Origin of the sequence: Photorhabdus temperata (assembly GCF_025384845.1) — a bacterium.
Classification (GTDB): domain Bacteria; phylum Pseudomonadota; class Gammaproteobacteria; order Enterobacterales; family Enterobacteriaceae; genus Photorhabdus; species Photorhabdus temperata.
On the sequence record NZ_JAJAFX010000038.1, the window covers coordinates 42,650 to 52,247 of the forward strand.

Annotated in this window: 11 protein-coding genes and 1 pseudogene; 5 read left to right on the top strand and 7 right to left on the bottom strand. The window is 47.1% G+C overall.

From position 1 onward, the window contains the following. Nucleotides 1-52 precede the first annotated feature (52 nt). The gene (locus LGZ99_RS15310; protein ID WP_036839617.1) at nucleotides 53-1,279 is read right to left on the bottom strand and encodes an RNA-guided endonuclease InsQ/TnpB family protein; all 1,227 of its coding nucleotides are present in this window, start codon (nucleotides 1,277-1,279) and stop codon (nucleotides 53-55) included. Between the two features lie 74 nt (nucleotides 1,280-1,353). Between LGZ99_RS15310 and LGZ99_RS15315 the strand changes: the two are divergent. The 4 genes and pseudogenes from LGZ99_RS15315 to LGZ99_RS15330 all read left to right on the top strand — a co-directional run. Next, nucleotides 1,354-1,422, top strand: a pseudogene (locus tag LGZ99_RS15315) (IS200/IS605 family transposase); the annotation flags it as partial. Nucleotides 1,423-1,561: 139 nt separating this feature from the next. Further along, a complete protein-coding gene (locus tag LGZ99_RS15320) occupies nucleotides 1,562-2,506 on the top strand; it encodes a sugar kinase (RefSeq protein WP_036839614.1) in 945 nt (314 codons plus the stop codon). A gap of 17 nt (nucleotides 2,507-2,523) precedes the next feature. After that, nucleotides 2,524-3,153, top strand: a complete 630-nt coding sequence (locus LGZ99_RS15325) for a bifunctional 4-hydroxy-2-oxoglutarate aldolase/2-dehydro-3-deoxy-phosphogluconate aldolase (RefSeq protein ID WP_036839613.1) — start codon at nucleotides 2,524-2,526, stop codon at nucleotides 3,151-3,153. Then, nucleotides 3,146-3,277: a hypothetical protein gene (locus tag LGZ99_RS15330; protein WP_262979289.1), complete on the top strand. Its 132-nt coding sequence runs from the start codon at nucleotides 3,146-3,148 to the stop codon at nucleotides 3,275-3,277. The genes LGZ99_RS15325 and LGZ99_RS15330 overlap by 8 nt, the downstream gene beginning before the upstream one ends. 297 nt (nucleotides 3,278-3,574) lie before the next feature. Here LGZ99_RS15330 and glpD read toward each other — a convergent pair whose 3' ends face one another. From glpD to gntX, 6 genes are all read right to left on the bottom strand, one after another. Continuing rightward, entirely contained in the window at nucleotides 3,575-5,077 is a 1,503-nt protein-coding gene (gene glpD, locus LGZ99_RS15335) for a glycerol-3-phosphate dehydrogenase (RefSeq protein ID WP_036839610.1), read from the bottom strand. 241 nt (nucleotides 5,078-5,318) lie between these two features. Then, nucleotides 5,319-6,077, bottom strand: a complete 759-nt coding sequence (locus LGZ99_RS15340) for a DeoR/GlpR family transcriptional regulator (protein WP_021323382.1) — start codon at nucleotides 6,075-6,077, stop codon at nucleotides 5,319-5,321. A gap of 18 nt (nucleotides 6,078-6,095) precedes the next feature. Further along, nucleotides 6,096-6,950 carry a rhomboid family intramembrane serine protease GlpG gene (gene glpG / locus LGZ99_RS15345; protein ID WP_262979290.1) on the bottom strand — a complete coding sequence of 285 codons (855 nt, stop codon included), beginning with the start codon at nucleotides 6,948-6,950 and terminating at the stop codon, nucleotides 6,096-6,098. A gap of 9 nt (nucleotides 6,951-6,959) precedes the next feature. After that, nucleotides 6,960-7,298 (bottom strand): thiosulfate sulfurtransferase GlpE, encoded by a 339-nt coding sequence (gene glpE, locus LGZ99_RS15350; protein WP_021323380.1) that lies wholly within the window; start codon nucleotides 7,296-7,298, stop codon nucleotides 6,960-6,962. 98 nt (nucleotides 7,299-7,396) lie between these two features. Further along, entirely contained in the window at nucleotides 7,397-7,972 is a 576-nt protein-coding gene (nfuA, locus tag LGZ99_RS15355; protein ID WP_021323379.1) for a Fe-S biogenesis protein NfuA, read from the bottom strand. A 59-nt stretch (nucleotides 7,973-8,031) separates the two neighbouring features. Beyond that, complete coding sequence (gntX, locus tag LGZ99_RS15360) at nucleotides 8,032-8,715, bottom strand: DNA utilization protein GntX (RefSeq protein WP_036839607.1); 684 nt, start codon at nucleotides 8,713-8,715, stop codon at nucleotides 8,032-8,034. A gap of 39 nt (nucleotides 8,716-8,754) precedes the next feature. Between gntX and bioH the strand changes: the two genes are divergently transcribed. Continuing rightward, entirely contained in the window at nucleotides 8,755-9,531 is a 777-nt protein-coding gene (gene bioH / locus LGZ99_RS15365) for a pimeloyl-ACP methyl ester esterase BioH (RefSeq protein ID WP_023044404.1), read from the top strand. Nucleotides 9,532-9,598: the final 67 nt, after the last annotated feature.

The window sequence follows — 9,598 nt, forward strand, 5'->3', positions numbered from 1 at the left end:
ATTGACATCCTCCCCCACCTTCGCACTTTGTGACTCAGGAGGGGGATCCCCGTTAGTGGGTGACTGCTGATCGCTCAGTGTCCGGTTCCTGCTTCAACGGGCGGCCTGACTGCACCCTCCCTCCACAGGCCAGCACGGCATGCCCTGCCGCTAAGATGTTACGAGCGCCATTTATATCGGCGTTCGCGGTATATCCGCATTCCTGACAGACGAATTGGCTTTGTGACCGGCGGTTTGCTTTCGCTGTATAACCACAGCAGGCGCACCGCTGGCTGGTATAGGCCGGCGGGACGGCTAACACTTGACCTCCGCGCCAGCGTTGTTTGTACTCAAGCTGACGACGCATTTCGTACCAGCCCTGATCCAATATAGAGCGGTTTAAACTGGATTTAGCCCTCACGTTCCGTCCAGGCAGCGCCAGCGTGCCTGCCGCTGATTTCGACATATTTTTCACTTTCAAATCCTCAATCACTATCATCGCGTGGTTTTTGCTGATTGTCGTGGTGGTCTTGTGAAGATAGTCGCGGCGAATATTGGCAATATGCGCGTGCAGGCGCTGAATTTTTCGTTTCTGTTTCTGCCAGTTAGCGCTGAACTTCACTTTTCGGCTTAGATGGCGCTGGAGCCTCGCCAGTTGGCGCTGACGGGTTTTAAAACGGGTAACCGGCTCGAAAATGGTGCCGTCTGAGAGTGTGGCTAGTTTGGCCACGCCTGCATCCAGCCCCACGATTGAGGTGGATTGATGCTGCGGCGCCGGGACATCAATTTCCACCTGCAATGAGATGAACCAGTGACCTGCCTGCTGGCTGAGGGTCGCATTTTTGATTTTCCCGCTGACATCCCGTGACGGCCTGAACTTCATCCAGCCAAGACCCGCCGGGAGCTTGACACGTCGGCTCTCAAGCCGACAATATTTTTCAAAGTTAACAAAACGGACCGAATCACGACCGTCATTTTTCCTTTTAAATACAGGCGCTTTTGCCGCCAGTGTTTTATCAAAACAGCGCTGCCAGGCGCCGTGTAAGTCTTTAAGCTTCTGCTGAAGATTATCGGTGTAGGCGGCCTGTAAGAAGGCATGCTCCGGCATTTTTTTCCATCCGGTGAGCATCCGGTTCAGCTCAAAGGCTGAAGGGAGCCTGCCACCCGAGCCCAGAATGCGTTGCGTTTCGGCAAGCCCGTAATTCCAGATAAAACGGGCACAACCGCACAACTGCCGCAAACGCTGCGACTGTGCTACTGTAGGTTCGAGTCTGAATTTGTAGGCTTTCAGGATGAGCATGGGCATTCAGTATGTCGTCATTTTGTTCGCTATCCTACGGAATATCCGGTTAATTTCAATGCAAAAATACAAATTTTGCGGGTTCGTGCGGTGATGCGCCGTTGGAAGGGGTTAAACAGTATATTCAGCATCAGCGTGGCTGATGATTCTTCGGGTTTTTCGAGCCCGTCTAAATTCCCCTCCCGCCTTATGTCGGCGGGAGTACCCTTTGGAGGAAAAGATGGTTGAGGATATTTGCTTTAATAACGCCCGCCGTTATTTTGCTTTGCCGGGAGAAAACCAATGAAGCGGATTGCATTTCTTGGTGAATGTATGATTGAGCTTAATGGTGCGCCTTTTGGCACTATGCATCAGACTTTTGGTGGTGATGCGCTGAATAGTGCGGTTTACTTAGCACGGGCAAGCCAGCAAAAGATTGCTGTGAATTTTGTTACTGCGCTGGGAATGGACTCACTCAGCGAAGGCATGATCAAACATTGGCAAGATGAGGGTATCCATACGCATCTGGTGTTGCGTGATCCGGCTCATCAGCCAGGGTTGTATCTGATTCAGCTTGATGAGCAGGGAGAACGCACTTTTCTGTACTGGCGTAATGATTCCGCCGCTCGTTATATGGTTCGCCATCCTGATTTCTTTTCTGTTATTCAATCGTTGCAGCAGATGGATGCTATTTATCTCAGTGGCATCAGCCTGGCTATTTTGCCTGCTGATGATCGTGAAATATTACTGAATCTGTTAGCTGAACTGGCTGCACAAGGAAAAACAATATTTTTTGACAGTAATTACCGTCCGGCATTATGGGAAAATGTGGCAGAAACCCAAGCCTGTTATCAGAAATTGCTCTCTTTCACTGCACTGGCTCTGGTGACAGATGATGATGAAGGCAATTTGTGGGGTGATAAATCAGTGACAGAAATCATGACTCGCCTCAAACGGTCAGGGGTTAAAGAAGCTATTGTTAAAGTGGGTGCAGCCGGTTGCTATTATCAGAATTTGGTGCAAGGTACGCCGATTGAGCAGATCCCAACCGATCCGGTTGTTAAAGTGGTCGATACCACGGCTGCGGGAGATGCTTTTAACGCCGGGTTTCTGGCTGGATATCTGACAGATTGCTCAGTACAACAAGCGATAAAAATGGGGCATGGTCTTGCGGGTATCGTTATTCAGCATAAAGGGGCGATTATTCCAATCAGCGCCACCAAAACGATAACCGACAGCTTCTTTTAAGGGCAGGAGAAAAAACGATGAAACAAATGATTGAGCAGCTACGCCAGCTAAAAATTGTTCCTGTGATTGCGGTTGATCGTGCGGAAGACATTATTCCGCTGGGTAACGCGCTGGCTGACAATGGCTTGCCGGTAGCAGAAATTACTTTCCGTTCTGCGGCAGCAGCAGAAGCGATTCGTCTGCTAAAAGAAGCTCGGCCGGATATGCTGATTGGCGCAGGAACCGTTCTGAATCGTGAGCAAGTGGTTGCTGCCAAAGAAGCAGGAGCGACTTTTATTGTTTCTCCGGGTTTTAATCCAAATACTGTCAAAGCCTGTCAGGAACTGAATATTCCCATTATTCCGGGTGTGAATAACCCAAGTGCTATTGAAGGGGCAATGGAATTGGGGCTGCAACTGTTAAAATTCTTCCCGGCAGAACCTTCCGGTGGTTTGCCGATGATTAAAGCGATATTGGCACCTTATACTGAACTCCAGATTATGCCTACCGGAGGTATCGGGCTGAAGAATGTTCGTGATTATCTTGCAGTACCGCGTATTGTGGCGTGTGGCGGTTCATGGATGGTGAGTAAAGCGCTGGTGGATAGTCATAATTGGCAGGAAATTGGTCGTCTGACCCGTGAGGCGGTGGATTGGGTTAATGTTTAATGGCACTTTCAACGTCCAAACTTCTAATGGTCTGTTCCAGAAGGGAAATTCTCCTTCTGGAGCAATAGGTGCTTATCTTGATGCTAATATTTCAGAGCAGAATAATAGTGCTTTTGGTTTATGAAGGGATAAAAGATCGGATGGATTGGAATATAAAAATAGTTTGCGCGAGGAATGGCAATAATTGCTATGAGGTCGCTATTAGATGTCAATATAAAGAAAAAATTTTTGCAATTAAGATAATTCTAATAACAGATATTTCAAATATAGAAAATATCTGTTCACGGATCATATTATAGCGTTTAAGGAGGGTAGATAATTTGAGCAAAGATCCAATAAAAAACCGCAAGAATGTTAAAAACTTTCTCGCGGTAATCGTATTTTCTAAACTGAAAGAGCAATGATTTCTTATGAAGAAAAATCAAATCTCGGTGTGTGGTTTCGCATTCTCTGCTAGCCATACTGCAATGCGCTGTTTCTGCTCTTCATTCAGCCACATACCCAATTTGGTACGGCGCCAAATTGCATCATCCAGTTCAACAACCCACTCATTGTTAACCAGGTAACGAAGTTCAGCTTCATAAAGACCTTGGCCGAAGGATTCACCGAGATCCGCCAGATTGTTAGCACTTTGCAGAATCAGTTCACTATTGTTGCCATAAGTACGGGCATAGCGCACAGCAACGCCTTCCGGTAACCAGTTGTAGCGTTTACGCAGTAAGCGGGCGTAACCGTCGCGATCGCAGCCTTCAAGGTTACCACCCGGTAATTGACCATTTTTAGTCCAGGCTTCTCCGGCATTTGGATAGTATTGAATCATTTTCTCCATTGCGTGTTCTGCCAGCTTACGGTAAGTGGTCAATTTACCGCCGAATATAGACAGCAATGGCGCTTTACCCTGCTCATCATGAATATCAAGAGTGTAGTCACGGGTAATCGCCTGAGGTGAATCAGATTCGTCATCACACAGTGGACGTACACCGGAATAGGTCCAGACGATATCTTCACGGCTAATTTGCTTCTTAAAGTGGTTGTTATAGACTTCCAATAGATAGTTTATCTCTTGATCGTCAATCTTTACCTCTTTTGGATCGCCGTTATATTCCACATCAGTTGTTCCGATAATGGAGAATTCATCCATCCAGGGAATCACAAATACAATACGATTATCTTCGTTTTGCAGAATATAAGCCTGCGGCTCATCATGCACTCTTGGCACCACAATATGGCTGCCTTTGATCAGGCGAATCCCATAAGGTGATTTCAGTTTCAGGCCATCGTCAAAGAATTCTTTAACCCAAGGACCGGTGGCGTTAACCAGACCTTTTGCACGCCAGGTATGGGTTTTACCTGTCCGCAGATCTTCGGCTTCAACCATCCAGCCATCTTGTTCACGCCATGCACGGGTAACTTTTGTTCGGGTACGGACTTCTCCACCGTGTTTTTTGACTTCCTGAGCGTTAAGGACAACTAAACGAGCGTCATCAACCCAGCAGTCGGAATATTCAAAGCCGCGGACTAATTCTGGTTTCAGAACGGAATGAGTACCGAATTTTAGCCCTTTACTGCTCGGCAGGCTGACGCGTTTGCCTAAATTGTCATAAAGGAACAAGCCAATGCGGATCATCCATGCCGGGCGCAGGTGCGGCTGGTGCGGCAGACGAAAACGCATTGGGAAAGCGATGTGTGGTGCGAGATTTAATAAAACTTCACGTTCTGCCAGCGCTTCGCTGACCAGACGGAACTCATAATGTTCCAGATAGCGCAGGCCACCGTGGATCAGTTTTGAGCTGGCGGATGAAGTGGCTTTGGCTAAGTCTTGCGCTTCCAGCAGCAGAACAGAGAGTCCCCGGCCAGCGGCATCTGCCGCGATACCGGCGCCGTTGATCCCGCCACCGATTACAATCAAGTCTTTAGTTTCCATGCATCCCCCTAAAATGTTCGAAACAGTTCTTTAATGTTCGTTTTCGCTCATAATTGTAATCAGAAATCCATAAATAGCCAACTATTTACTTAGAAAAAACATGCTCGCGTGATATAGGTAACAAATATTATTATTATCATATAATTCACATGGTATTAATTAGAATGTGATAAAGCTGGGGTGACGTGGAACGAGAAGGGGATGTTGGGGATAGCGCTATCCCCAAATAGAGAGAAAATTATCAGCAGATCTCGAGCTGAACGTTATGTTGTTCAATCACTTTTTGGATGTCTGACGGGGGAAGTTGGTCAGTAAATAAGTAGTCAATGAGATTCATGTTACCCAGATTGACCATAGCGTTGCGACCAAATTTAGAATGGTCCGTCACCAGCATGACGCAACGGGAATTTTCGATAATTGCGCGTTTAATGCGTACTTCATGGTAATCAAACTCCAGTAGTGAGCCATCCATATCGATACCACTGATGCCGAGAATGCCGTAATCGAGCCGAAACTGGGAGATAAAATCCAGTGTAGCTTCACCGATAATCCCCCCATCACGGGTACGAATCTCCCCACCCGCAAGGATTAAACGGAAGTCTTCCTTTGTCATCAATAGGGTAGCTACGTTGAGGTTGTTAGTGACAATCCGCAGATTTTTATGGTTTAGCAGTGCGTGAGCGACGGCTTCCGGTGTCGTGCCGATATCAATAAACAGTGTTGCGCCGTCCGGGATATGGCTGGCAACACGTTGGGCAATACGGGCTTTTTCTTCTGACCACATGCTTTTGCGGTCATTATAAGCGGTATTGACTGAACTTGATGGCAATGCGGCACCGCCGTGATGTCGCTGTATTTTGTTTTTGTCTGCCAGGTCGTTCAAATCACGGCGGATAGTCTGGGGGCTGACATTAAAGTGTTCAACCAACTCTTCAGTACTGACATAGCCCTGAAGACGTACCAGCTCAACTATTGCATCATGCCGTTGAGTTTGCTTCACGATAGTCCCCTAATGTTCTTAAAAATGCCGGTTGTGAGTGTTATTTTTGAAGGTATGACGGTTATCCCACAGCGCCATCAGTAAGCCGATAATTAAACCGGAAAAATGGGCCGCGTTGGCAATAGCGAGTCCAAATGTGTCGAAGTAGCCAATAATCAGCCAGAGGATCGAAAAAGCCATCAAACCGCGGGGGACGCCAATGCCGCGCTCAGGTGCACGTTCACCGGTTAACCAGACATAACTAATTAAAGCGTAAACAACACCGGAAAGACCGCCAAAATGAGAGCCACTGAATAATGATTGTCCCCAGCCACTGAAAACAGCGGAAACGATAGTGATAACAAACAGTTTTCCTGTACCAAGGCGCTTTTCTGTTTGTCCGCCAAGATACCACCACCACATCAGATTAAAGATGATATGCAATAGTGAAAAATGCAGTAAACCATGAGTAACCCAACGCCATAGCTCCAGATGTTGACTGTTGTCAGGCCAGGCTAGCCAGGACATAACCTGATAATCCCCGGAGAATTGCATCCAGAGATAAACGGCGATATTCAGGATCAGAACTGTCATTGTCAGCGGGCCAGCCTGACGACTCAAATATTGCCAATTCAGGTTGTTATGGTATTTCAATGAGTGATTCACATCGCCGGATTGCCAGCTGGCCGTCTGGTAACGTTCGTTCAGCGGATCACGGGTAAATTGTTCAAGCTCTTGTTGAACGATGGTGAGTTTAGTGTCATCTTCCAGCCACAGTTCTACGTGCTGCCCATCGTGACCCGGACGCATAGTCAGATGTACTTGATGGGTTGCCATATAATCAATAAAAGCTTGTGCCAGACGCGGGTTTGAAATAGCGATTACGTGGATCATGAGGTGTTGTTATGCCGGATTATGTAATAAGGAATCAACAGCTTGAGGATAGTCTCTCTGCCAGGCTTCAAAGCCGCCATTAATGCTGTAAACTGCTTCAAAACCCATGTTCAGTAAATACTGAGCGGCGCTCTGGCTGCTGTGACCGTGGTAACACATGACCATGACAGGTTGCTCGAAATGGGTCTGCAACATGAATTCATTTAATGTGTCATTGGTTAAATGAAAGGCCCCAGATGCATGGCCGCCCCGGAAACTTTGTGGATCGCGGATATCCACCATAATGGCGGATTTATCTAGCCAATGTTGATAAGCCTGCTCAGGGCTGATTGTTTGAAAATGTTCCATATGTATTCTGAATTGCTCTTAGAACTTAGAGATTATCCCATTAGATTATTATTGTAGTGACATTTTCCCGACGGTTATCCGAACGGGAAAGTCAGTTGTCAGTAATAAGAGTGTTCACCGCGTTGATGTTCAGTCAAGTCTCTGACACCTTTTAATTCCGGGAACATGTTCAACAACTCTTTTTCAATCCCTTCTTTCAGGGTGACATCAACCATTGAACAACCATTGCAACCGCCGCCGAACTGAAGGATAGCAAAGCCCTCATCAGTGATTTCCATTAGGCTGACGCGGCCACCGTGGCCCGCTAATTGTGGGTTAATTTGTGATTGTAAGACATATTCCACCCGTTCAATCAGTGGAGAATCATCAGAAACTTTGCGCATTTTGGCGTTAGGGGCTTTTAGTGTTAGTTGAGAGCCTAACTGATCAGTGACAAAATCGATTTCTGCTTCTTCAAGGAACGGCGCACTCAGCTCGTCAACGTAAGCTGACAGTTTCTCAAATTTCAGCTCGGTATCTGTTGCTTCAACGGCGTCAGGCGGGCAGTAAGACACACCGCATTCTGCGGTAGGTGTACCCGGATTGATGACAAATACGCGGATTTGAGTGCCAGGTTCTTGGTTTGCCAGTAATTTGGCAAAATGAGCTTGCGCTGCTTCAGTAATATTAATCATATCATTTGCTCAATAGTTGACTGCTTTAGTTGGTTATAATACGCCCATTCTCATCTTGACTACAAGGTTCGGCAAATCGCCCAGACCTGCACTGAGCGGGCGCCAGCACGAATTAACAAACGGGAAATTTCGGTCATCGTCGCTCCGGTGGTAATTACATCATCAATTATGGCTATATGTTGTCCTATGACGGAGCCACAAAGCCGGAACGCTTTCCTAAGATTAGTTTTACGACGTGCCGCTGATAAATTTCTTTGCGGTAGTGTAGCACGCGTCCGTTGCAGAATGCTTTGCTGATAATCGCATTGTAGCCATTCTGATAGTTGCTTTGCGATTAATACACCTTGATCAAATCCCCGTTTCCAGCGCCTGTGCCGATGCAGTGGCACACTGAGCAGAATATTGGGTTTATACCATCGTCCATCACGATAGCCTTGTTGCCAGTGCAGCAGAAACAGACGCGCCAGAACTGAGGCGAGTTGTGGCGTGCTGTGATATTTATAGCGGCGAATCAGGCCGCTCAATGGTGGGCGATAATCGGTAATCGCGATCATATGTTCCCATAGCGGGGGTTTCTTGATACAGCGTCCACAAGGCAGTGAAGTTAATTCTGAGGGCAGTGCACAACGAGGGCACATATTTGTCAGACGTTTCAGCTGCTTGCTGCAAAAGCTGCATATTCCGTGATGTGGAAACCAAAGGGGTTGATGGCATAGCCAACAGTACCCAACCATTGTTAGCATAGGCTTCTTCCTTGATGGCAAATAAAGTTGAGAATAACAATGGCTGATCTGTTTTGGCAGACTTCTGCGGGAGATTCGCGTGATCTTGTGTTGCTGCACGGATGGGGGTTGAATGCGGAAGTTTGGCGTTCCATTGAAATGCGATGCGCTCCGCATTTTCGTTTACATCTGGTGGATTTACCGGGCTATGGCCGCAGCCAGAAATACGGTCCGATGAGCCTTGATGAGATGGCGGATGAAGTCTGGCGGTATGCGCCTGAAAATGCGTTGTGGCTGGGTTGGTCGTTAGGTGGGCTGGTTGCCAGCCGGATTGCGCTTGACCATCAGGATAAGGTTGCCGGATTAATTACTGTGGCGTCTTCACCACATTTCAGTGCAGAAGGTGACTGGCCGGGGATTAAACCTGAGGTTTTGAGCGGTTTCGAGCATCAGCTTAGTGAAGATTTCCAGCGCACAGTGGAGCGTTTCCTTGCTTTACAGACATTAGGCACTGACAGCGCCCGTCAGGATGCGCGGTTACTGAAATCCGTTGTATTGGCGCAGCCGATGCCTTCTGTTGAAGTGCTTAATGTTGGTTTGGAGATTTTGCGCACTGAAGATTTAAGGGAACCTTTGGCTGAACTTTCCATACCGTTCCTGCGGATTTACGGTTATCTGGATGGTTTGGTGCCAAGAAAAGTGATCAGTATTCTTGATGAGAAATGGCTGCGTTCAGTGTCAGCGATGATGCGTCATGCCGCCCATGCGCCTTTTATTTCTCATCCTGATGAATTTGTTGAATTATTGATTGATTTTGTCAGAAAAGAATCGTTTTGAGGCTGATAATATAACAGATTCTTATTGGTAATAGTTAGCAAAAACCGCCGTAAACCCTCGTCCAGTG